Genomic DNA, 22,402 nt, shown 5'->3' with positions numbered 1-22,402 from the left:
TTATCACATTTCAATGGCATGAAATTCATCTGTTTATTATATCTTTAGACGATTTTAATCTAAAGCATGTTTTGTCATAAACACGCTGTTTTTATTTTTCATTTACACAATCGTATTTATAAAATATGTCAGACACATCAAAAATTATCTATACCAAAACTGATGAAGCGCCAATGTTGGCAACCTATTCATTCTTACCAATTGTTCAAGCTTTTACAGCCTCAGCTGGCATTGATGTAGAAACCAGGGATATTTCTTTAGCCGGAAGAATTTTGGCGAACTTTCCTGAGTATCTAAAGGAAGATCAAAAAATTGGAGATGCTTTGACTGAGCTTGGGAAGCTGGCTACAACCCCGGAAGCTAATATTATTAAATTGCCTAATATTTCTGCATCGATCCCACAGCTGGTAGACGCAATCACTGAATTACAATCTCAGGGATTTGCGATTCCCAACTATCCGGATAATGCGCAAACGGATGAAGAAAAAGCAATCAAAGCTAAATATGCTAAAGTTTTAGGTTCGGCAGTGAATCCTGTTTTGCGTGAAGGTAATTCAGACCGCAGGGCACCTAAAGCAGTTAAGAATTATGCAAAGGCAAATCCGCATTCAATGGGTGCATGGTCTGCAGATTCTAAAACTAAAGTGTCAAGTATGACTGAGGGTGATTTTTACGGATCGGAGAAATCTGTTACCGTAGCAGATGCAGCTCAGTTTAAAATAGAGTTTGTAGATGCAAACGGTGCTGTGACTGAACTGAAAGGGCTATCGCCTTTAAAAGCAGGTGAGGTTATTGATAGTTCTGTGATGAGCTTGTCGGCATTAAAATCTTTCGTTGCGAAAGCGATTGAAGAAGCAAAGGCTGCCGGAGTTCTTCTTTCTGCACACTTAAAAGCGACGATGATGAAGGTTTCTGACCCGATCATTTTTGGTGCAATCGTAGAGGTTTATTTTGCTGGTGTTTTTGCTAAATATGCCGACCTGTTCAAAGAACTAAATATAGATACCCGCAATGGTTTAGGCGATGTTTATGCTAAAATTGCAGGCAATGCAAAAGAAGCAGAAGTGAAAGCTGCAATTGATGAGGCTATCGCTAATGGTCCGGCTCTTGCCATGGTTAACTCAGACAAGGGAATTACCAATCTTCATGTGCCTTCTGATGTGATCGTTGATGCGTCAATGCCTGCAATGATCCGTACATCGGGTCAGATGTGGAATAAAGACAACAAACAGCAAGATACGATAGCTATTATTCCAGATCGTTGCTATGCAGGAGTTTATACTGCTACTATCGACGATTGTAAAGCTCATGGTGCTTTTGACGTAACTACAATGGGTTCTGTGCCGAATGTGGGTCTGATGGCGCAAAAAGCAGAAGAATATGGCTCACATGATAAAACTTTCCAGGCAACTGGTTCAGGAACAATTCGTGTAACTGATGCTGATGGCAAGGTGTATTTTGATCAAAAAGTTGAAAAGGGTGATATTTTCCGCATGTGTCAGACTAAGGATGCACCAATTCAGGATTGGGTTAAGCTGGCTGTAAACAGAGCACGTTTATCTGCAACACCTGCTGTTTTCTGGTTAGATGAGAAAAGGGCACATGATAGAGAAATCATTGCAAAAGTAAATAAGTACCTGTTGGATCACGATACTGCAGGTTTGGATATTCGCATTTTATCGCCAATTGAAGCTACTAAGTTTACTTTGGAAAGGATCCGCAAAGGAGAAGATACAATTTCAGTAACCGGTAATGTACTGCGTGATTATTTAACTGATTTATTCCCAATCCTGGAACTGGGTACTTCAGCAAAAATGTTGTCTATCGTTCCATTGATGAATGGTGGTGGTTTGTTTGAAACAGGTGCCGGTGGCTCTGCTCCAAAGCACGTAGAGCAGTTTCTTCAGGAAGGTTACCTTCGCTGGGATTCACTTGGTGAGTTTTTAGCCCTGGCTGTTTCTTTGGAACATTTAGGTCAGACACAAAATAATCCAAAGGCTTTGGTTTTGGCTGAAACACTTGATGCCGCAACTGAGAAGTTCCTGGCCAATGATAAGTCACCTGCCCGTAAAGTAGGTCAGATTGACAATAGAGGTTCTCATTTCTACCTGGCTTTGTATTGGGCACAAGGCCTGGCTGAGCAAACTAAAGATGCGGAGTTAAAAGCAAGGTTTGCACCATTGGCAAAAGCATTGACTGAAAACGAAGCAAAAATTTCAGCTGAACTGATAGAGGCACAAGGTAAGTCGCAAGATGTTGGTGGTTATTACCATCCTAATGATGATCTAGCTTTTGCAGCAATGCGTCCAAGCGAAACATTGAATACTGCGCTGGCAAGTTTATAACATAAAGCCACATAAATTAGAAGTCCCTTTGCATTTGTAAAGGGACTTTTTTATAAAAACAATTTTGGAATTTTTTACGTTATCTTTAATATAAAAATTTACCATTATGGCAGCTGATCAAAATAAATCCAATGGAGCAATGAAAGCAAATGATAAGCTTCATCCAATGAATCTGGGAGAGACCAAAGATTTTGATAATTTATCTTATGATAAAGATAAGAACAGTTTTGAGTTTGACGTGAAGAACGGGGATTCAGATTATGACCATCCGCTGCCTTACGATACTTCTGCCCCAAATGGAGAGGATAGTATCTCTTCTTACGATGAAGCAAATCCGTACATCGGCTCAGAATATGATGATGAGAAACAACGGGATGAGAACCTCGAAAATTCAGGCATGCGTATAGAAGATGAGAATATTCTTGAAGTAAGTCCTGAAGATGAAATGCTGGCACGTACGGACGAAGACAACAGAGATGATCTGGATGAAGAAGGGTATCCGGTAAATGACAGGCCTAAGAAATTCTAGGAATTTACGTCAAGGTTAAACCTTTTGCGCATTTCTTCTAGTTTTGGATTCTTTTCAATCAGGTACTGGTACTTTTCTACATTGGTGTACAGGCGATTTACTATTGCACGTGCTACCTGTTTTGATTTGATGATCAGGTGAAAGTTCTTTAGTCTCGGTCTCAGGAAGTTTAGGAAATCAATCATTTCATCCTGAAGCTGTCCTTCCTGAATTTTATGTTCTACATGAACCGTTATTTCTTCCGGGCTGTCCAGTATAGGGTCTGAACTGGTCAGTAGTGTATATACGTTGATCTTATTGTCTTCTTTAGCTTTATTCGCATACTGGTTCCAGTAGAACATCAGTTGTTCATACGTAAATGCTTCCCTTGCTTCTCCTGTAATGTATTTAGGCCCGTCGTTCTCTTCCTCTTCAGCTCGTTTTTCCAGATCTGTAAGAGAAGGAATCAATGTACTAATTTTTGTATTAGAGCTGTTGTTCAACGCTATTTTTGCCGTAGGGGCAGGGGTGGTCAGCGGTATTGAAGGCGTGTTCTTTGGCTGGTCAGTTATAGGCTGAGGTACAACAGGTGCCGGTCTGTTTTCTTGTTGGGTAATTTTAGGAGTAGTCTCGGCTAAATTAACCGGTATTGAAGTAATGTTATTTACTGGTTCCTGAACAGCAGGTTTTGATGGAACTGCAGAACTTAGATTAGTTTTTTTTTTAATCTGATCTTCGTCAGTTGCGGAATTGGCGTTAGGCTGGGCTAATTGAAGTACCGAAGGAATGTGGCACATTTTGATCAGCGAAAGCTCTACCTGAAGCCGCTGGTTTTTACTGTTTTTATAATTCAGGTCACATTGGTTGGCCAGATTCAGTGCGGTCAGGATGAACGAAACCGGTGTTTGCTGACTTTGTGTAATGTATTTCTGTTTGATGTTTTCACTTACTTCCAGCAACTTGGTGGTCTGCGGGTCTTTGGCAACCAGCAGATTTCTGAGGTGGCTTGCCAGTCCATTGATGAAGTTATTGCCATCAAATCCATTGTTCAATATTTCATCAAAAAGGATCAGTGAATTGCTTACATCAGTGGTGTTCAGGTATTGGGTAAGTTTAAAATAGTAATCATAATCCAGGATGTTCAGATTGTCAATCACTGATTTGTAAGTTAGATTTTTATTGGTATAACTTACAATCTGGTCAAACATGGAAAGGGCATCCCTTAATCCGCCATCTGCTTTTTGAGCAATGATGTGCAGGCCATCTGCTTCTACAGAGATGTTCTCCCGTTGTGCGATCTTATTTAAATGCCCTGAAATATCATCTACCTGAATGCGATTGAAATCAAAGATCTGACAACGTGATAAGATGGTTGGCAGAATCTTGTGTTTTTCTGTGGTAGCCAATATAAATATGGCATAAGATGGCGGCTCTTCAAGCGTCTTTAAGAATGCATTGAACGCATTTGCAGATAACATGTGCACCTCATCTATGATATAGATCTTGTATTTCCCTGCTTGTGGCGGAATGCGTACCTGGTCGATCAAACTCCGGATATCATCAACAGAGTTGTTGGATGCTGCATCCAGCTCATGAAAGTTGAAAGAATGGCCTGTTTGGAAAGACACACAAGAATCACAGGTACCGCAAGCTTCCTGGTCTGCTGTTAAATTTGTACAGTTGATTGTTTTGGCAAGGATACGTGCGCAGGTAGTTTTACCGACACCACGTGGCCCGCAAAACAGGAATGCCTGGGCAAGCTGGTTGTTTTTGATGGCATTTTTTAGCGTGCCGGTAATGTGGTGCTGTCCAACAACGGTCTCAAACGTTGCCGGGCGGTACTTACGGGCCGATACTATAAAATTTTCCATTCGCCAACGAAATTAGAAATTTTTTAGGTAGCTACAGGGATTTGTGGAAAATAAATCTGCTATGTATATATTTGCCGCCTAATCTAAAAAAAATGAAGCGTTTTCTCATCGGTCTTTTTCTGGCCTTTCCTGTATTTGTCCTGGGACAATCTAATTTTCAAAAAGGATATGTTGTTACCAATTCAAAAGATACTTTAAGAGGGTATATTGATTATCGTGAGCGTAATTCGAATCCCGAAAATATAAGATTCAGACTAAATGAAGGTGCGCCGATCCAGACTTACAATGTACTCAATTGTATAGCTTTTGCTCTGGATGATCTTGAATCCTATCAGAAACACGATGTCAGGATCAGCATGAATGAAGAGGCTGTTTCGAAGCTTTCAGGTAAAGCTGATTCTGTAACAGTAAGAGACACTGTGTTTTTGAGGGTACTTCAGACGGGAAAATCGATAACGTTGTACGATTACACGGACAAATTAAAGAAACGGTTTTTTATTTCTGAATTCAATGGGGTCCCTTATGAACTGATTAGAAGGTTTTACCTCGATGAGCAGACTAAAAGCATGGTAATTACTGATTCCTATTTAAATCAGCTTTTAAAGATCAGCTACAAGCTCGGATTGGATAGGAAACTTGACAGGCAGAAGCTAAGTAATGTAAAATACCGTACCGCGGATTTATTTAAGGTGACATCGGTATTGAATGGTCTGGAGCCTGTTAAAGCTAAAGGCAACAAAGTCAGGATACTTGCGGGTGCCGGTATTTTTTACTCAAAAACTGATTATAGAGGTAGTCATATGCTTGCACGTGAGGAAGCGAAAACTAAAAGTTCTTACAGCCCTTTCTTAAATCTGGGTGTAGATGTTTTTAGTAATCCTGCAATCGGCAAGTTGATCGGCAGGGCTGAAATTTCAGCTTATAGCAGCAAGAATGAAATTTCATCTTCAGAACGTTATCATTCTTTTGATCAATTGACCATCTCTGCGGTCCCTCAACTGATTTATAATGTGTATAACAAAAGCAAAATCAAAGTTTTCATTGGAGGAGGAATGGCTTTTAACTATTCAATTATTAGCAATGATGTGCAAATCAGGTACAACTCTTTCAGTAAGGAGGCTGTAGCTCTGGAGGAACCGCTGGAGTTTGAAAAGTTCAACCTATCTTTTATGGGTAAGGCAGGTATTGTATTGAATAAAAGGATAGAAATTTATGGTGGATACATTACGAGAAATGTTGTTAGTCACTATGCAGCGTTTAATATAGGGTCTAAAAGAATTGCAGGAGGGGTCAATTACCTCTTTGGTAAACCATAAACTTTTGATTATCCTATTGATTAATAGAAATTTATTATTACTTTTGCAACCCGCAATAATAGCGGATTAATTAAAAACAAATAAATAACAATGAATCAGTACGAAACTGTTATCGTTCTAACCCCGTTGTTATCAGAAGAGGTTGCTAAAGAAGCATTAGCTAAATTCAGCAAAATCATCACTGATAGCGGAGCCGAAATTGTTCAAGAGGACAATTGGGGTTTGAGAAAATTAGCGTATCCGATTGAGAAAAAAGCAAGCGGATTCTTTCACTTAACGGAGTATAAATCTTCAGGTGAATTGATTAGTAAATTAGAATTGGAACTTAAGCGTGATGAGCGTGTTCTACGTTTCTTGACCATTAGATTAGACCGTCATGCGGTTGCGTATAATGAGAAAAAACGCAGTGGTGCTTTCAACAAAAAACCTAAGAAAGAGGAGGTTGCAGGATAATGGCTAAAGATCAAATACAATATGTTACCGCTCCAAAAGTGGACGATAACAGAAAAAAATATTGCCGTTTCAAAAAGAATGGTATTAAATATATTGATTACAAAGACGCAAACTTCTTGTTGAAATTCATCAATGATCAAGGTAAACTTTTACCACGCCGTTTAACTGGTACTTCATTGAAATTCCAACGTAAAGTTGCTCAGGCAGTAAAACGTGCACGTCACATCGGTTTGTTACCTTTTGTTGCTGACCAATTAAAATAGGAGCTGAGAGATGGAAATTATTTTAAAACAAGATATCAAATCCCTAGGGGAAAAAGATGATATCGTTTCTGTAAAGCCAGGATACGGCCGTAACTACCTAATCCCTCAGGGATTTGCTCAGTTGGCTACTCCTTCAGCTAAGAAAGTATTAGCAGAAAACTTAAAGCAAGCTGCTTTTAAACAAGATAAAATTAAGAAAGATGCTGAAGGTATCGCTGAGCGTTTAACTGAAGTTAAACTATCAATCGGAGCTAAAGCTGGTGAGACAGGTAAGATCTTTGGTGCAGTAAACACCATTATGATCGCTGACGCATTGAAACAACAAGGTTTTGATGTTGACCGTCGCCGTATCACTTTCGAAACTGAACCTAAATTTGTTGGTGAGTATGTTGCCAACTTAAACTTACACAAAGAAGTGAAAGTTAAAGTTCCATTCGAAGTTGTAGCTGAGTAATCTTAATTACAAATACAGGAAAGCGCCCCATAACCGGGGCGCTTTTTTTGTTTAAAATTATTCCTATAACTCTTACCTTTGGGCAATGGCAAAGCGCAAACAGACTAAAAGCAAAGCAAAATCAACCACCTTTAAACGGATCACTTCAATAATTACCAGAATATTCATTTGGTTTCTGTTGGTTACTGTATTATGGGTTTTGGTTTATCGGTTTGTCAATCCTCCAATCACGCTATTGATGATTCAACGGAATATGGAGCGCAATGCTGCGGGCAAAACGGCGAAGATGGAAAAGAAATGGGTAGACTTTGAAGATATTTCTGATAACATGAAACGGGCGGCAGTTTCTGCTGAGGACCAACTTTTCTTAAAGCATGTAGGTTTTGATATCAAGGCTATAGAAAAGGCTTTTAAGGCCAATCAGAAAGGTAAAAAGATAAAAGGTGGAAGCACCATTTCTCAGCAAACAGCAAAGAACGTTTTTCTTTGGCCAGGCCGCTCATGGGTAAGAAAAGGATTCGAAGCTTACTTTACTTTACTGATAGAGATTTTGTGGAGTAAAGAACGCATACTGGAGGTATACCTGAATGTGATTGAGATGGGTGATGGAGTATATGGTGCAGAAGCTGCCGCTCAGGAGTATTATAATAAATCATGTACTAGTCTGACCAGGGCTCAGGCAGCATTAATAGCGGCCTGCTTTCCAAATCCTATCAGATGGACACCGAAAAAGGCAACACAATATATCAGGCACAGACAGTATCTGATTATGAGAAATATGCGCCGTTTAGGCCCGCTGGATTTTTAAGGGACATTTATAAAAGGTGTGCAAAGACCTTGCTATGCCAGCTTTGCTCAAAGGGTACTTCCCATTTGGTCTCGAATTCTCCAAGGGTTTGAACCATGTTGTTGAATACAACGGTCTGGGGGCCTACAGCTTTAATGTTGACCAGCGTTTCAAAGTCTTCTTTATTGGCCACAATTACCTTGTCATCCACTTTGTAGGCCATGTTAAACCTATTGAACAGATCGACCTGGTATTCCTGTTCGATTTCTTTAATAATGCGGACAGAGGAGTCTATAGAGCATCCTGTTACATTTGCAGAAGCCTCATCTACAGTAAATACAATAAAGAAGTTGTATAAGATCGCTGCTTTTGCGTCCAGTTGATGACCATGCGCTTTCCACTGGGCAGTAAAATCATTTAGCTTTTGCTGCAAAGTCTGCACTTCGTCGTTCGTAAACGCACGATCACTCTGGTAGACCCAAACTCTGGATTGTGGAGAAAAACTCATACTCAAAAATACAAAATTATTTAACTTAACATCGCTAAATAGTTAACGTCATGAAGAAGTTTACATTGTCCTTAAAAATGTTTTTCTTTTTATTGTTGTCCTTGGTTTTTATGGCCTTTGCCACAAAAATATCGCTGGACGAAGACACCGCTTTTATCCAAAAAATGCTTGCTGAGCATTATGATGATACTCAGGAATCAAGCCTTCTTAAGAAGTATGAACTTAATGTTACCAACACTGGTTTTTGCAGATATAAGCGCTTTTTTTCAAGTGGAAAAGTAGAATATTTCTCCTTTAATCTTAAGAAATTTAAAGACATAGACTATTTAGGCAATGATAAGCAAGGAAGACTTTATCTGCATACAAAAGGAGATGATGTAATTGTTCAGACCTACAATGACAGGAAGAATGGTGACATAGATAGCATGGCATCTTATATGGTTATTCCGTTGAAAAATATAGAGCCCCAGGATCTGATAAATATCTCTGAACGATTGGTTAAAACGAATGCGCAGTTATTGGTTCAGAAATAGCATATACAGCTGTTTCTTCATGTCTTGAAGCAACAATAATTTCTGTCCCGTTTGAATGTTGAGTAAATAGCTTATGGACAAGATCAGGACAGTTGTTGTCTTTAGATAGGTGTGCTAACAGCAGGTGTGACATAAAGCTTGGCCTGTGCGCTGTAAATACGTCTAAAGCCTGTTGGTTTGACAAGTGTCCATGACCCCCGCTGATCCGGCGTTTCAGGAAATACGGATAAGCACTTTTAGCCAGTAGTGCATCATCATAATTGGTTTCCAGGAAAGCAGCGTGACATTGTTTAAAATGATGGATAAGTTGTTCGCAAGCAGCGCCGATGTCTGTAAACACACCAACGTTAGTGCCCTTGCATGAAATCATGAAACTATGGGGTTCTGCGGCATCGTGAAGTTTGGGGAAGCCGATGATGGCAAGATCGCCCACGGTGACAGGCACGTTGCTGTATAAAGTTCTGATCAGGTCTTTCCTTAATAGAAATCTGCAGCCGGCTAAGGTTCCCGGGGTGATGTATACCGGGAGATTGTATTTGGCAGAAAGTGTGCAAAGACCTTTAATGTGGTCCGTATGTTCGTGTGAAATAAATATTGCTTTTACCTTAGTTAGGGATAGGCCGAGACGAAGCATTCTTTTTTCAGTTTCCCTGCATGATATGCCAGCATCTATAAGTATTGCCTCATCATCATTACCTACATAATAGCAATTTCCATTGCTGCCGGAATTTAATGAAGCAATATATAACTTGTTACAAGCCATTAGCTCTTACTGTGATTTCAGCGATATCCAATACCTGTACATTTTGATCCTGATCCTTCAGTTTGACACCGTCGCGAAGCATGGTCATGCAAAAAGGGCAACCTGCGGCAATTACCTGCGGTTGTGTTTCCAGGGCTTCTTCAATGCGTTCAATGTTGATGTCTTTATTGCCTTTTTCAGGCTCTTTGAACATTTGTGCGCCACCGGCACCACAGCATAGCCCATTGGACTTGCAGCGTTTCATTTCTACCAGTTGTGCATCAAGGATCTCCAGTGCTTTACGGGGAGCTTCATATACGCCATTTCCACGTCCAAGGTAACAAGGATCATGGTAGGTGATCTTTTTACCTTTAAAGCTTTCTCCGCCTTCTGCTTTAAGCTTTCCTTCATCGATCAGTTGCTGTATCAACTGGGTATGGTGGATCACCTCATAAGTGCCGCCTAATCCCGGGTATTCATTTTTAATAGTATTGAAGCAATGCGGACAGCCTGTAACTATTTTCTTAATGTTGTAAGCGTTTAGAACCTCAATGTTGGTCATGGCCTGCATCTGGAAAAGAAATTCATTTCCCGCGCGTTTTGCCGGATCTCCGGTACAGCTTTCTTCAGTGCCAAGAACAGCGTATTTGATTCCCACATGATGCAGTATTTTGCAAATATCGCGTGTTGTTTTTTGCGCTCGTTCATCATAGCTTCCGGCACACCCAACCCAGAATAATATTTCCGGTTCTTCGCCTTTGGCTATCAGTTCGGCCATGGTTGGCACTTCAAAATTTAGTTGCTCGCTCATCTTTTACGCTATCTTTAAGCCTTAATAGTTGATTTGTATTAATTTTCTTTTGCCCAGTTTAACCTGTCTGCCGGTGAATATTTCCATGGCGCACCATTATTCTCAATGTTGCCGAGCATTGCATTGATGCTGGCCGGAGATTGTGATTCCTCCATCACTGCATATCTTCTCAATTCCGTAATGATGGCAAGAGGATCTATATTGATCGGGCAGGCTTGAGTACATGCATTACAGCTTGTACAGGCCCAGATTTCTTCTCTGCTGATATAGGTATCTATCAATGACTTTCCATCGTCAAAACCATTTCCTGTTTTATCAATATTTTTACCTACCTCTTCCATCCTGTCTCTCGTATCCATCATGATCTTACGTGGCGAAAGCAGCTTTCCGGTAATGTTGGCAGGGCAAACTGATGTACACCTTCCGCACTCTGTGCAAGTATAGGCATTCATCAGGTTTACCCATGTCAGATCATTCACATCTTTGGCGCCAAATCTACCCGCTTCAGCCTCCGGAGGTGTAAATGAAGGATCAAGCATGGCTTTTACTTCATTGGTAACACTCTGCATATTGGTGAATTCACCTTTTGGCTCCAGGTTTGAGAAGTAAGTATTTGGAAAGGCAAATAGGATGTGGAAGTGCTTAGAATAAGGTAAGTAATTTAAGAAGCCCAGAATTCCAATAATATGGAACCACCAGCAACCTCTTTCAATAGCAATCAGCGCGCTTTCGCTATTTGGTAACATCGCTTGCAGATACTGGCTTACAGGGAATGCTCCTGCAGTGATGTAATGTCCGGCTCCGAGTGCCTGCAGTTTTGAATCGGCAGCATTCATAATCAGAAATGCAGACATCAATAGTATTTCAGTGATCAGAATGTAATTGGCGTCAGATCTTGGCCATGAGGTCATTTCTACGCCGCTGAACCTTTTTAGTTTTATAATATTTCTTCTGATCAGGAATATGGCACAGGCCAGCCAGACACCAAGTGCAAGGATTTCAAAAGAGCCGATCAGTACATCGTACACGGCTCCCAGGCCTCCAAATATCCTATGCGTGCCAAATATGCCGTCAATCATGATCTCGAGCACCTCAAGATTTATAATTACAAAGCCCGCGTATACGATAAAATGTAAAAATGCGGGAATAGGGCGGAAGAACATTTTTGTTTGTCCGAACGCTACTTTGAGCATGGTCATTACGCGTTTTTGAGGCTGATCAGTTCTGTTTGCAGCTCTTCCCAACCGGATGTTGCGGATAACTTTTTTAAGGTTGTAACTAAAAAAAGCTATTGCAGCTAGTGTAATTGCTATAAATAGGATTTGTGACACCATTCTTGAAATATCTTATATAGTACCTGCTAAGTTAAAACAAATACAACAAAACAAATTATTATGCATGCATAAAATATAAAATTTAGAAGGTTTTTAAATAAAACAGATTTATTTTTAAATATTTTCAAAAAAGATTTTGACATTCAAAAAAAGACACTACATTTGCACTCCCAACCGAGGGGAACATGATTAAAGTCATGTTAATAATAAGATGGTACGGTAGCTCAGTCGGTAGAGCAATGGACTGAAAATCCATGTGTCGCCGGTTCGATCCCGGCCCATACCACTGCAAAAAGCCTTAGAGAGATCTAAGGCTTTTTTGTTTCCAGGAGAATTTGCGTTTTAAAAGGTTTAGTGTTTTTTAAAAACAGTTAAATACCGTTCTCCTTTTTATTTTTGAAATCAATTCTCTTCTAATCATTGGATGATCTATCGTTTATTTTTTTAAATAAAAGGGCAACTAACTCTTACAAGTGTGCTTTAACAGCAAGAGCTAGCTGCCTCCTTAAAAAATTAAAATTTATTATGGAAGGATTGCTTTTACATAAAAGCCGCTACTTACAGTAACCGTGCCTAAAAGAATCCCACTGCCGATTCCAACACTATTTAAGCCTTGTCCGGTTACATTTTGACTTGTTCCATTTACGTTAACGCTGGCCGAAACGCCGTTATCTAAATAAGCGTAGAGGCTGTACGTCCCTGGAACGATTTCTGAATCACCAAGTGACGTCCAATCAAAACTAAACTCTCGGGGATTTAGCCAGTTGTTGGATATAAATTTTACTCCTCCTATAAGTGCCGTTGGCCTGGCGCCTCGACGTGCCTCAACTACAATAGGAATCTTACAGTCAGAAAACAGCGCTTTATTGATGACCTTTGTTCTGCCGCCAGGGAATGTTATAGTAGCGGTCAGATTTAAATCTGCATATAAATTTCCTGTACGGGTAAGGGTCACGCTATTTCCTGTTGAAGCACTTAAGGTGGCATTTGAAGAACTGCTTACACTCCAATTAACAGTACTTCCTGTTGATGGTTCAACGATATTGAAATTTGTTGATCCACAAAAATAGTTTAACCCGTAATTGCCATAGAGCCGATCAGAACCAACTCCAGAATTTGCATAGATCCAACTTGCAAAAGTTGAAACACGGGCGTAGCCTTTAGCTCCAACATTACAGTCGCCCCAGCCATTAACTACACCTATCAACACCCGCTCGCCTGCAGGTGTAAAAGCTGTTAGTGGTCCGCCACTGTCGCCATAACAAGGAGCTTGCTGTGCGGAAGTAGTTGATAAAGTACGAATGATTGCTGGTTCAATAGATGATACTTTTACTTCTACTGCAAAAAGATCATTTGTACCTGTTGATGTTCCTGTTGACGAGTTATGTGCTATAGCACCCCATCCGGAAACTTCTGCTAAAGCATTAACCGAAATATTATTCGGGTTTGTTTCATAGTTTATCGGAGCTGTATTTGCGTTAAAAACAATAGGCGTTGAAAGGTGTATCAGCGCAATATCATTAGATTGACCCGAATAACCTGAATGCCTGATTATCTGATCTACATTTACACTTATGCTGTTGTTAAGAGTTGAAGAGCCAGTTCCGACAGTAACCTTATTGACTGCAATCTGAGCATCGTTGTGTGTCACCACATGAGCAGCAGTAAGAATCCAGTTTTCGCTTAATATCACACCGCCACCGTAATAGGGTATGCCGTCTTTTTCTACAAAAACTGCGCATTGATAAGGCACACTCGAAATGTTTGTCTGCTGCCCGCCAATAATACTTGTTTTATCGGGTGCCTTTTTTGTTGGTTGATTTTCCGGAAGATCCTTCTTCTTACATCCGACAAAGTAAGCGCTCAAAGCCAGAATAAGGCTGAGGCTAATAATGGTTTTTTTCATAGGTTTGATTATTAAATTAAGTTTAAATATAATAATATATTCAATATTTGCCGTTGTCAATAAAATTTTACGTACCATTCAATTTTATTATTGTTGATAAACTCATTTTTTACAAGTGCAGATGCCTGTACTGCCCGGGTCAATCGCTAATTCCATTCGTTTTTCGAGTAAAAATTCGATATCTTTCTCTGCGGCGTAAGCCGATTTAAGACACCGAACCAATTTTTTACCAGCTAATCATTATGGAATTTAAGGAAAGAGACTTTTCAAACCAATTTGCCAAATCAACGATCCTGACCAGGATCAGAGAAAATTTAAGATTTATTTTAATCGCGCTCTTCGTGGTGATCCTGCTTTGGGGAACTATTTTTCAGATAGGTACCGAAGAAGTGGGCGTGATCACCAGGGTAGGCAGATATACAAGGACTGTAGATCCAGGACTGAATCTCAAAATGCCATTTGTTGAGACAGTGCATAAAGTTCCGGTAGAGCGCCAGCAAAAACTGGAGTTTGGCTTTCGCTCGATGGGGGCAGTCGACAACCAGTCTGAATATGCAAAGGATGGTTTGAGGGATGAATCACTGATGCTGACCGGAGACCTGAACCTTGCCGATGTAGAATGGGTAGTACAATACAGGATCAATAATGCGTACAATTATTTGTTTAAAGTGAGGGATCCCGAAAGCACGCTCCGAAACATATCAGAGGCAGCCACGAGGCAGATTGTAGGAGATCGGACAGTAAATGAGGTATTGACCATAGGAAGAACCGAGATTACCGTAAAGCTGCACCAGTTGATCCAGGAGATTTGTAATGAATATAACATCGGGATTAAAATAGAACAGGTAGTGCTGCAGGATGTAAATCCACCAGATCCGGTAAAGGCGGCTTTTAACGCAGTAAATGAGGCGCAGCAAGAAAAGGAAACGCTGATCAACCAGGCCAAATCTGAATACAATAAAGTAATTCCAAAAGCAAGCGGAGAGGCTAAAGCTACCATACAAAAAGCTGAAGGATACGCGATAGAGCGGGTAAATAACGCACAGGGAGAGTCGGCCAGGTTTAATGACCTTTACAATCAATATATAAAGGCACCTGAAGTAACTAAAAAACGGATTTACCTGGAAAATATGACAACTATTTTGTCTAAGCTGGGCAATGTGATTGTGACCGATCAGAACGGGGCCAACATATTGCCGCTCCTCCAGATGCAACTGAATAAGGATAATACTAAAAAGAACTAAGATGAGAGGAAAACAGATACTATTGGGATTATTGGCTTTTTTTGCATTGTTGTGTTTGCTGACCAGTACATTTACTGTCAGGGAATACGAGCAGGTAGTAGTTACACAGTTTGGAAGACCAATTGGTAATGCCATTACTACGCCAGGTATAAATTTTAAACTACCATTTATACAGACGGCTAATGTTTTTGAAAAGCGCTTTATGGAATGGGTAGGCGATCCCAACCAATTGCCTACCAAAGACAAGAAGTTCATTTTTGTGGAGACCTATGCCAGGTGGCAGATTACCGACCCGCTGCAGTTTTTTAAGCGGCTCACAAACGAACGCGGAGCTCAATCCAGGTTGGATGATATCCTTGATGGGGAAACAAGAAATGTGGTGGCCAAGAACAATATTGAGGAACTGGTTAGGAGCAGTAACAGAAAGCCGGAACTTGATTCGATAGGGGAAGTGCTTGGCGATTCATTAACGCAGGTGTATGTAGGGCGTGATAAGATGCAGGATATGATCCTTAAGTCTGCCAATAAACAGGCTATCGAATTGGGAATAAAGATTCTGGACTTCAGATTTAAAAGGATCAATTATGTGCAGGAGGTACAGACCCAGGTTTATGAGCGTATGAAAAGTGAACGTTTCAGAATTGCAGATAAGTTTAGATCAGAAGGTCAGGGTGAGGCCTCGAAGATAAATGGAGATAAGGACAGGGAGTTAAAGAACATTCAATCTGCAGCTTTTAAAAGGGCTGAAGAAATAAAAGGTAGGGCTGATGCCAGTGCGGCATCCATCTACGCATCTGCTTATAATCAATCTGCGCAATCTAAGAGTTTATATGGCTTTCTTAAATCTATGGAAACACTTGATAAGACATTCAGTGAAAAGACCTCAGTGATATTGTCAACCAACAGTGAGATTTATCAATTTCTGAAGAAATCTAATTAAGCCTTTAGGCAAATCACTCATCCTGTTTTAGTTACCTGCTCTAGCCCTGATAGTACACTGGTAGTAGATTACTTTCGAAAGAAAATAATCCATTGAAAGAGATGAATAATGCATTGTATATCATTAATTTGTAATGTAACTTAGTCGGTAGACCAGCCAATTATCGGGTAGAAAATATTAAACAAATGAAACAATATCTTTTTTCCGTTCTTCTTTCTCTTTTAGCTTTATCTCTGAGTGCGAGTATTCGTCTGCCAAATGTATTGGGTAGTAATATGGTACTACAGCAACAATCGACCACGAAACTCTGGGGCTGGGCAGGTCCCAGTGAGAAAATAAAAGTTACCACTTCTTGGGATGGTAAAACTATTGAAACATCTGCTGATGGAAATGCCACCTGGCAGTTGAATGTTGAGACTCCAAAAGCAGGAGGACCATACACTATTTTATTTGAGGGCGAGAATAAAATTGTATTGGAGAATATTCTGATCGGCGAAGTATGGATGTGCAGTGGCCAGTCTAACATGGAGTGGAGTTATAATAATGGGATTAAAAGCATCAAGGAAGATTTTTCGCAACTGGAAAAACTCAACATCAGGCTGCTAAAGGTAGAAAAGTCGACTTCAAAAACACCGCAGGACAATAGCATGGGCAACTGGACTACATGCGATAGCAATACCATAAAAGCATTTAGTGCGGTGGGTTATTATTTCGGAAAGAAACTGAATCAGGATTTGAATGTGCCAATAGGGCTGATCAGCAGTAACTGGGGAGGTACTCCTGCTGAGGTTTGGACACCTGTTGATCTTGTAGAAAACAATGCAGTTTTTAAGGAAGCTTCAACTAAAAATAAACCCACTCCATGGTGGCCTGTCGCATCAGGCTATGCCTATAATGCAATGATTGCTCCTATTGTTAATTACAACATAGCAGGGGCTATCTGGTATCAAGGTGAAAGTAACAGGGACGCGCCATCAAGTTATGCCGAACTAATGAATACGATGATAAGTGCCTGGCGCAAAAACTGGAATAAGGATTTTCCATTTTATTATGTTCAGATAGCGCCATATAAATACGAGCGGCCCTATATTGGCGCACTGGTAAGGGAAGCCCAGACTAAAAATCTATCGATACCTAAAACAGGAATGGTGGTCGTGTCTGATTTGGTGAGCGATACGCTAAACATCCATCCTACGAATAAAAGAGATGTTGGTCTGCGACTTGCCAACCTGGCTTTGGCGGAAACCTATGACATAAAAAAAGAGGGCTATAAGAGTCCCGTTTTTAGGTCTTTTGCAGTAAAAGGCAGTACGGTCACAGTCGATTTTGACTACGCGGAAAGTGGGTTAATGCAAAAAGGAGAACAGCCAAAAGAGATCTTCATCGCGGGTGCTGATCAAATTTTTCGTCCTGCAACGGTTAAAATAAAAGGAAATCAGATCATTGTTTCAAGCAAGGAGGTGAAAGTGCCAGCTGCGGTCCGCTATCAGTTCAGTAATGCAGGAATAGGCAATCTATTCAGTAAAACAGGCCTGCCAGTAGCGCCTTTCAGGACAGATAACTGGGAAGTAGATACCGCAAATTAAAGCATTCACTGCCAGTCTATTTGTATTTTTAATTAAACATGCTGTTTGTGCTGTTGAAATAAACAATCATGTCGAAGTTTTTTGAGATGGATAAGTTCTTTCTGTCCGGAATACTCAATGAACCAATCATACGCATGTCCATAGGTTTGGTTAAAAAGGAATTTAATACCGGGTCATTTTTTGCAGATCCGACATCAAGAATGAAGTTTTTGAACTGACACTGCTTAAAATAGTATTCATAAGCTTTATCTGAGTTGACCTCAGGATAATAGAGCGGCTGAAAGCCACCTAATGGTTTATTCTTCGCTGTAAATATGTTTACATGAACTTTTCCGTAATTGATATCAGTAGCAATCACAAAATACTTTGAACCGTATTGTTTATCCAGATATGTACCCATAGTAGGTTTTTTATATAACGCTGTTTTTGCAACATGCCCGTTGTGCACCCAAACGATTACCTTGTTGTTCTTTGTATGATCTTTTATCCAGGTGGTATTATCTGCCATCATCTGATCTCTCATTCCTATCTTACGCTCTTTATACGCATCAATTAGTTGATCAAAAAGATTCAGATAGTGCTGATGAAGGTCATTGTCTGTCACTTTTTTCATCTCATTTATCGAAACTTTCAACGCGTTGATATCGTTTTTTTTGATTTCGCTATAGCTTTTGCCTTTTATCTTTTCCAGCAACTGTCTATCTGCGCCGGTAATAGAGGGTATCACCTGCAATATTCTGTTGATGATGTTCTCAAAATTCCTGACCTCAAGCCCATACACATGCACCTTATCCTCATCAACTCTTTTGAGGTTATAACTCCTGAGCCATTCAAACATAGGACGGTTGGTGTTGATCAGGTTTGCCCCATACAAGAACTTCAACGTGTCTGTTTTTCCATTTACATACTCATCTATGGCTTCCAGTGCGATATGGTCAGCCTCAAATGCTACCGCCCTGAAGCCGCTTTCTGAAACCAGGAAACGGACCAGTCTGTCTTTGTAATTGTAAATTTCAAGTGTGCCATGTGTCGCTTCGCCAAGGGCGATGATTTCCCTGTCTTTTATAGTTTCCTTTAGAAAGGCGATGTCCTCAAAGCTACTGTCCGATTTTAAGGTTTTTACTGGTATAATGACCTTGTTAAGGCTGTTGACAATTTGCTGCGTGTTTTCCTGTGCCGATAAATTGAAGTGGAAAATAAAACAGTAAAGCACAATAAGCGCTGTGTTAAATTGGAGAGATTTCATATCTGATTTTTTGTGATGAGGCTAATGTAGGGTTTGTAATTAATGCATCATTTCACTTTAACCAAATTTAACAAAGGACACAGATGAGAAATGCCATTTTAAGGCCAAACCTGTACGCTCTCGTTACGGGAGAAAAGTAGAAAATTCATTAATGCTTTTGAGAATCTTATCTACTTAATTACAAACAATATAGTGTGATCAGGAAGTGCTGTGATTTTTGGATAAATAATTCAGGCTGATATCCCTAAGAGGTCATGTACATATTGGGTTTTTGTCTATTGTAAATGTAAGTAAATCAGTGTTTTGAGTTGTTCATATGTTTGTTTTTCTTTTGTACATACAATTTAACGATATCCAAACCTCAGAATAATAATTTAGGAAAAGAATAATAGCCACCATCTGGTAGCTCTGTAATTAACCTTAATAAACAACCAAATTAAAACCAACCTCTTAAACTAATTTTATGTATAAACTTTTACAATCCTGATACTCCTTACAGGTTCGAAACTTCAATTAATAAGATTGACTGGAAATGATCTGGTCAAGGCTTTCATTGGCAATTATTTATCAAAATAAATTATAATGTTTAAAAATTCTACAAGCGTTTATCTCGCCTTGTTTTTATCTTTTTTTTGGTTGAACTCATTATATGCTAGTCATTCTTCGCACGCATATAAAGCATCTACTGGTTCTGTGCAACAGGTGGATACCTCCAAATACAAGCGCGACACAGCTCAAATAGCAAAAACAGATACCATAGGGCAAATGGTGAGGGCACTGCAAAAATTTAAGAATGTACGTGATACCCTAAATATGCGTGCATCGGGCCTTGTGCCCAATTTGTCTCTGCAACAAATTCTTAAAGGGAATTTATCAGGTGTTTACGTACAGGAGCCAAATGGAGAGCCCGGAACAGAGCAGAGTATGATTGTACAAGGTCCATCAGGTATTTTATTTACCAAAAGAGATATTTATGCTTTGCAACCTGCAGTTTATCTAAATGGTGTGCCGCTGGGACAGGATAATCCATTCGCATTTGATGTTCAGAAGTATGATTATAACAGGATAGGACCTGCAACAAATCTTTTATCTCAGATCAGTATAGACAACATACAGTCTGTCACTGTTATAAAAAGCCCATTTGAACTGGCAAAACTTGGACCCAATGCTGCAAATGGTGCTATATATATAACTACAAAGAACGCAAGGGCCGGGGTAAGGGATATTAGTTTAAATACTTATTTCGGATACGTTACCCCCCCCCGAGTAAATACTGTAAATGGGCTCTACGAAAATAACTTCAGAAAGCCATTTTATCAGAAATATGGCAACACAGAAAATTATGAGAGTTACGCCTCTTATTTAAGTGATTCTACCAATACATCGTATTATGGGCCTTCTGATTGGAATGACCGGTTTTATAGTACATCGCCAACGTTTTCAGCAGATTTAGGGATCACAGGCGGTAGCGACAGGGCGAATTTTAGGTTTTTTGGCTCAGGAACTCAAAATGCAGGCAACGCTGATGATACAAGCATCGATAAATACAACTTGTTTTTTGGTATAAATATGGCGCCGTTCAAATGGCTGACAGTTTCCAGTGTTGTAAACGCTACCCGTTTAGATAGGATGAGAAACAAAAGCTTAAGAGACCGGTTTGCTGAAACAAGATATATTCCGGATTTGTCGAGTCCTCTATCTCCAAATGCTTCGGTTTACGACGGTTATTTATTGGAAAGTGCTAAAATAGTAGACAACAATCGAAATACAATTTTAAATGGAAGCCTGTCACTGAGCAGTACGGTTAAGAACGTGACAATTTCTTCAACCCTCATTTTTGATTACAATGAAGGCAGCAGGGATTATTTTACTCCTTCAACATTGATGGACGGTGTCAGCTATCTTTCAAACTACTTCGGATATAGCCAGCGTATCGGAATAAATAATAATGCTAACTATAGCATTGATTTAAACAGGGATAGTAAGCTGGATCTGGAAGCGGGATTAAACGTACAGCTAGATACTTATAAATACAATTACGCGAGAGGTTATAACGGACCCAGTGACTATGTTAAAATTAACCTGGTGAGCAGTAACCAGTCCGCAGCTGATTATTTGCATGCTAAAGACTTTCTGGTTTTCAGATATATCGATAAAGCTGTTAACAATTTATTGTCAGTTTACGGAACTGCTAAATACAGCTATAAGAACTTACTTACCTTGAGTGCTATTTTAAGAAGGGATGGATCTTCTAATGGACAGCCTGATAGCAGATGGGTAACTACGCCGGCTTTTAACGCAAGTTTTAATATAAAAGAGCAGTTTTTTAAATCCAGCAATGTTTTCAATACCCTTAATTTAAATGCGGGATGGGGTAGGACGATCAGATTATTTTTAGATGATAAATTTGCGGCAGGGCCACAATATCGTTCTGAAAATGGATGGTTTGAAGAGCCTACGATACCGGGCTATAACGGAAGACTTGGTATAAACAGACCTTTCGGAAGCGGTTTTGTCGGTTACGGAATCCGTATGCCCCACGCAGACAGAACAGATATTACCCTGGATGCTTCATTTCTAAACCAACGTCTCAATGCGGCAATAACTGCTTATAACAGAGATGATAAAAATCAGCTTCTGGGAGTTTCGGTGCCTTTCGAAACCGGTTACAGCCTAAAATATGAATCTGGTATGGACATCAATAATAAAGGTTTTGAATTTGCTGTGAATGGTGCTGTGCTCGCAGGTAAGAAATTCTCCTGGAATACAGGAATTAACCTGAACTACAATGTTAATAAAGTTATGGCTTTGCCGAATGACTTAAACGAAGTGGTGATTGGCGATAATAAACTGGTGGTAGGAAAGCCGGTAGGAAGTTTCTGGTTATACACCAATGAAGGTATTTATAATAACGATTCTGAGGTGCCAGCGGGTAGAACTTTCAACGGGATTCCGATGAAAGCAGGAGACCCCAAATGGGTAGATTATATTGCGGATAACCGCATAGACAATAAAGATAAGGTGCTGACCGGCAACAGACTTCCGAATTTTATCGGAGGCTGGAATAACACCTTAGCCTACAAGAATTTTGACCTCAGCTTCAACTTCATATTTGCCCTTGGACAGAAAGCGATTAATCAATACGAGTCCAGCCGTTATGGTTTCATCAACAGGGAAGCGAGTAATGACTTAAATTCCGTAAAAGAGGTATCATCGTGGCAGATTTTCGATAATGCAAAAAGTTACCCGCTTTACAATCCTTTTAGCGATGTGAATGCTTATCGTGCTGATCAGAGTTTATTCCTGGAAGATGCTTCTTATTTAAAACTAAGATCAGTAACGATCGGGTATGATTTTACAAAAGCACCAATTTTCAAAAAAATAACCGCTGGCTTTAAAAGAGCTTATTTGTATGCAACAGCAATGAACTTGCTTACCGTAACCGATTTTTCAGGTGTTGACCCCGAGTTGACCAATTTTAACGGTTACTATGATGGTGCCAATTTAACCATACCAAGAACGATTGTACTGGGTCTAAAATTGGATTTATAAAAT

The 22,402-nt window shown here is 39.8% G+C and carries 19 protein-coding genes and 1 tRNA gene; 13 read left to right on the top strand and 7 right to left on the bottom strand.

Features of this window, described 5'->3' with window-relative positions:
* The first annotated feature begins 125 nt into the window (after positions 1-125).
* Together R2Q78_RS21035 and R2Q78_RS21030 are read left to right on the top strand one after the other, a co-directional pair.
* Positions 126-2,345, top strand: a complete 2,220-nt coding sequence (locus R2Q78_RS21035) for an NADP-dependent isocitrate dehydrogenase (RefSeq protein ID WP_316794545.1) — start codon at positions 126-128, stop codon at positions 2,343-2,345.
* 106 nt (positions 2,346-2,451) lie between these two features.
* A complete protein-coding gene (locus R2Q78_RS21030; RefSeq protein WP_316794544.1) occupies positions 2,452-2,874 on the top strand; it encodes a hypothetical protein in 423 nt (140 codons plus the stop codon).
* On the opposite strand, the gene R2Q78_RS21025 is transcribed toward R2Q78_RS21030, so the two are convergent.
* Positions 2,871-4,724, bottom strand: a complete 1,854-nt coding sequence (locus R2Q78_RS21025; protein WP_316794543.1) for a DNA polymerase III subunit gamma/tau — start codon at positions 4,722-4,724, stop codon at positions 2,871-2,873. The genes R2Q78_RS21030 and R2Q78_RS21025 overlap by 4 nt on opposite strands.
* Before the next feature lie 92 nt (positions 4,725-4,816).
* Between R2Q78_RS21025 and R2Q78_RS21020 the strand changes: the two genes are divergently transcribed.
* The 5 genes from R2Q78_RS21020 (at position 4,817) to mtgA (ending at position 8,018) form a co-directional block, all read left to right on the top strand.
* Positions 4,817-6,040, top strand: coding sequence for a hypothetical protein (locus tag R2Q78_RS21020; RefSeq protein ID WP_316794541.1), 1,224 nt, complete (start codon positions 4,817-4,819; stop codon positions 6,038-6,040).
* 90 nt (positions 6,041-6,130) lie between these two features.
* The gene (gene rpsF, locus R2Q78_RS21015; protein ID WP_090784930.1) at positions 6,131-6,493 is read left to right on the top strand and encodes a 30S ribosomal protein S6; all 363 of its coding nucleotides are present in this window, start codon (positions 6,131-6,133) and stop codon (positions 6,491-6,493) included.
* Positions 6,493-6,756 (top strand): 30S ribosomal protein S18, encoded by a 264-nt coding sequence (gene rpsR, locus R2Q78_RS21010; protein WP_131594648.1) that lies wholly within the window; start codon positions 6,493-6,495, stop codon positions 6,754-6,756. The genes rpsF and rpsR overlap by 1 nt, the downstream gene beginning before the upstream one ends.
* 10 nt (positions 6,757-6,766) lie before the next feature.
* Entirely contained in the window at positions 6,767-7,210 is a 444-nt protein-coding gene (rplI, locus tag R2Q78_RS21005) for a 50S ribosomal protein L9 (protein ID WP_136835412.1), read from the top strand.
* 85 nt (positions 7,211-7,295) lie between these two features.
* On the top strand, positions 7,296-8,018 hold the full coding sequence (mtgA, locus tag R2Q78_RS21000; protein ID WP_316794540.1) for a monofunctional biosynthetic peptidoglycan transglycosylase: 723 nt from the start codon (positions 7,296-7,298) through the stop codon (positions 8,016-8,018).
* Between the two features lie 7 nt (positions 8,019-8,025).
* On the opposite strand, the gene R2Q78_RS20995 is transcribed toward mtgA, so the two are convergent.
* Positions 8,026-8,505 carry an ABC transporter ATPase gene (locus tag R2Q78_RS20995; RefSeq protein WP_316794539.1) on the bottom strand — a complete coding sequence of 160 codons (480 nt, stop codon included), beginning with the start codon at positions 8,503-8,505 and terminating at the stop codon, positions 8,026-8,028.
* Between the two features lie 50 nt (positions 8,506-8,555).
* Between R2Q78_RS20995 and R2Q78_RS20990 the strand changes: the two genes are divergently transcribed.
* Positions 8,556-9,038: a hypothetical protein gene (locus R2Q78_RS20990; RefSeq protein ID WP_316794537.1), complete on the top strand. Its 483-nt coding sequence runs from the start codon at positions 8,556-8,558 to the stop codon at positions 9,036-9,038.
* Here the strand turns inward: R2Q78_RS20990 and R2Q78_RS20985 are convergent.
* From R2Q78_RS20985 to R2Q78_RS20975, 3 genes are read right to left on the bottom strand one after another with little or no spacing between them, the layout of a single operon-like run.
* Positions 9,004-9,801 (bottom strand): MBL fold metallo-hydrolase, encoded by a 798-nt coding sequence (locus R2Q78_RS20985; RefSeq protein WP_316794536.1) that lies wholly within the window; start codon positions 9,799-9,801, stop codon positions 9,004-9,006. The genes R2Q78_RS20990 and R2Q78_RS20985 overlap by 35 nt on opposite strands.
* A complete protein-coding gene (locus tag R2Q78_RS20980) occupies positions 9,791-10,591 on the bottom strand; it encodes a (Fe-S)-binding protein (protein ID WP_316794534.1) in 801 nt (266 codons plus the stop codon). Before R2Q78_RS20980 ends, R2Q78_RS20985 begins: the two co-directional genes overlap by 11 nt.
* Before the next feature lie 38 nt (positions 10,592-10,629).
* The gene (locus R2Q78_RS20975) at positions 10,630-11,925 is read right to left on the bottom strand and encodes a 4Fe-4S dicluster domain-containing protein (RefSeq protein ID WP_316794532.1); all 1,296 of its coding nucleotides are present in this window, start codon (positions 11,923-11,925) and stop codon (positions 10,630-10,632) included.
* Between the two features lie 213 nt (positions 11,926-12,138).
* Here R2Q78_RS20975 and R2Q78_RS20970 point away from each other — a divergent pair.
* Positions 12,139-12,211: transfer RNA gene (locus tag R2Q78_RS20970), tRNA-Phe, on the top strand.
* Between the two features lie 237 nt (positions 12,212-12,448).
* Here R2Q78_RS20970 and R2Q78_RS20965 read toward each other — a convergent pair.
* Positions 12,449-13,831 carry a serine protease gene (locus tag R2Q78_RS20965; protein ID WP_316794530.1) on the bottom strand — a complete coding sequence of 461 codons (1,383 nt, stop codon included), beginning with the start codon at positions 13,829-13,831 and terminating at the stop codon, positions 12,449-12,451.
* A 242-nt stretch (positions 13,832-14,073) separates the two neighbouring features.
* Between R2Q78_RS20965 and hflK the strand changes: the two genes are divergently transcribed.
* From hflK to R2Q78_RS20950, 3 genes are all read left to right on the top strand, one after another.
* The gene (hflK, locus tag R2Q78_RS20960; protein ID WP_316794529.1) at positions 14,074-15,075 is read left to right on the top strand and encodes an FtsH protease activity modulator HflK; all 1,002 of its coding nucleotides are present in this window, start codon (positions 14,074-14,076) and stop codon (positions 15,073-15,075) included.
* Position 15,076: 1 nt separating this feature from the next.
* Positions 15,077-16,015 carry a protease modulator HflC gene (gene hflC / locus R2Q78_RS20955; protein ID WP_316794528.1) on the top strand — a complete coding sequence of 313 codons (939 nt, stop codon included), beginning with the start codon at positions 15,077-15,079 and terminating at the stop codon, positions 16,013-16,015.
* 185 nt (positions 16,016-16,200) lie between these two features.
* Positions 16,201-17,601 carry a sialate O-acetylesterase gene (locus R2Q78_RS20950; RefSeq protein WP_316794527.1) on the top strand — a complete coding sequence of 467 codons (1,401 nt, stop codon included), beginning with the start codon at positions 16,201-16,203 and terminating at the stop codon, positions 17,599-17,601.
* A 28-nt stretch (positions 17,602-17,629) separates the two neighbouring features.
* On the opposite strand, the gene R2Q78_RS20945 is transcribed toward R2Q78_RS20950, so the two are convergent.
* The gene (locus R2Q78_RS20945) at positions 17,630-18,847 is read right to left on the bottom strand and encodes an erythromycin esterase family protein (protein ID WP_316794526.1); all 1,218 of its coding nucleotides are present in this window, start codon (positions 18,845-18,847) and stop codon (positions 17,630-17,632) included.
* A 636-nt stretch (positions 18,848-19,483) separates the two neighbouring features.
* On the opposite strand from R2Q78_RS20945, the gene R2Q78_RS20940 reads away from it, so the two are divergent.
* Entirely contained in the window at positions 19,484-22,399 is a 2,916-nt protein-coding gene (locus tag R2Q78_RS20940; RefSeq protein ID WP_316794524.1) for a SusC/RagA family TonB-linked outer membrane protein, read from the top strand.
* The last annotated feature ends 3 nt before the right edge of the window (positions 22,400-22,402 follow it).

The organism is Pedobacter frigoris, assembly GCF_032678645.1.
In the GTDB taxonomy this organism is placed as follows: Bacteria; Bacteroidota; Bacteroidia; order Sphingobacteriales; family Sphingobacteriaceae; genus Pedobacter; species Pedobacter frigoris_A.
This window is presented reverse-complemented; position numbering and strand designations above follow the sequence as displayed.

Coding starts and splice junctions, on each gene's coding strand:
- R2Q78_RS21035 (WP_316794545.1), top strand. CDS start 126: ATGTCAGACACATCAAAAATTATCTATACCAAAACTGATGAAGCGCCA.
- R2Q78_RS21030 (WP_316794544.1), top strand. CDS start 2,452: ATGGCAGCTGATCAAAATAAATCCAATGGAGCAATGAAAGCAAATGAT.
- R2Q78_RS21025 (WP_316794543.1), bottom strand. CDS start 4,724: ATGGAAAATTTTATAGTATCGGCCCGTAAGTACCGCCCGGCAACGTTT.
- R2Q78_RS21020 (WP_316794541.1), top strand. CDS start 4,817: ATGAAGCGTTTTCTCATCGGTCTTTTTCTGGCCTTTCCTGTATTTGTC.
- rpsF (WP_090784930.1), top strand. CDS start 6,131: ATGAATCAGTACGAAACTGTTATCGTTCTAACCCCGTTGTTATCAGAA.
- rpsR (WP_131594648.1), top strand. CDS start 6,493: ATGGCTAAAGATCAAATACAATATGTTACCGCTCCAAAAGTGGACGAT.
- rplI (WP_136835412.1), top strand. CDS start 6,767: ATGGAAATTATTTTAAAACAAGATATCAAATCCCTAGGGGAAAAAGAT.
- mtgA (WP_316794540.1), top strand. CDS start 7,296: ATGGCAAAGCGCAAACAGACTAAAAGCAAAGCAAAATCAACCACCTTT.
- R2Q78_RS20995 (WP_316794539.1), bottom strand. CDS start 8,505: ATGAGTTTTTCTCCACAATCCAGAGTTTGGGTCTACCAGAGTGATCGT.
- R2Q78_RS20990 (WP_316794537.1), top strand. CDS start 8,556: ATGAAGAAGTTTACATTGTCCTTAAAAATGTTTTTCTTTTTATTGTTG.
- R2Q78_RS20985 (WP_316794536.1), bottom strand. CDS start 9,801: ATGGCTTGTAACAAGTTATATATTGCTTCATTAAATTCCGGCAGCAAT.
- R2Q78_RS20980 (WP_316794534.1), bottom strand. CDS start 10,591: ATGAGCGAGCAACTAAATTTTGAAGTGCCAACCATGGCCGAACTGATA.
- R2Q78_RS20975 (WP_316794532.1), bottom strand. CDS start 11,925: ATGGTGTCACAAATCCTATTTATAGCAATTACACTAGCTGCAATAGCT.
- R2Q78_RS20965 (WP_316794530.1), bottom strand. CDS start 13,831: ATGAAAAAAACCATTATTAGCCTCAGCCTTATTCTGGCTTTGAGCGCT.
- hflK (WP_316794529.1), top strand. CDS start 14,074: ATGGAATTTAAGGAAAGAGACTTTTCAAACCAATTTGCCAAATCAACG.
- hflC (WP_316794528.1), top strand. CDS start 15,077: ATGAGAGGAAAACAGATACTATTGGGATTATTGGCTTTTTTTGCATTG.
- R2Q78_RS20950 (WP_316794527.1), top strand. CDS start 16,201: ATGAAACAATATCTTTTTTCCGTTCTTCTTTCTCTTTTAGCTTTATCT.
- R2Q78_RS20945 (WP_316794526.1), bottom strand. CDS start 18,847: ATGAAATCTCTCCAATTTAACACAGCGCTTATTGTGCTTTACTGTTTT.